A 310-nucleotide genomic window follows, 5' to 3' on the forward strand; every position below is an offset into this window, starting at 1 on the left:
AATCGTGTCGCCGACCTGGTTGAGCACGATCTGCGCACCCTGCCCGAAATGGGTCGGGTCGGTGTCGGTCGGATCCAGCGCATAGAGGCCGGAGGCCACGTTCAAGCCCGTCAGCTTCAGCGTATAGGTCGTCGACCCAGCACCGTCGCTGCCGTAGCTGCCGGCGGTGAAGTTGTTGGAGAAGTCCGCCGTCACGGTGTCGAGCCCGGTCGGCGCTGTGCCGCCTGCGGTGTCGCTGCCAACGGGACGGGTCTCGTCCAGCACGAGGGTGTCGGTCGGACCGGTCACCGTGCCGGCGGTCGGGCCGCTG

1 protein-coding gene is annotated in these 310 nt (G+C 68.4%); it reads right to left on the reverse strand.

Translation table 11 applies throughout. The annotated features are described in order from the left end of the window. A partial coding sequence (locus AKL29_RS43005; RefSeq protein ID WP_202814560.1) for a DUF5801 repeats-in-toxin domain-containing protein occupies window positions 1-310 on the reverse strand: 310 nt, incomplete at both ends.

It is taken from the genome of Bradyrhizobium pachyrhizi (assembly GCF_001189245.1).
GTDB classification, from domain to species: Bacteria; Pseudomonadota; Alphaproteobacteria; order Rhizobiales; family Xanthobacteraceae; genus Bradyrhizobium; species Bradyrhizobium pachyrhizi.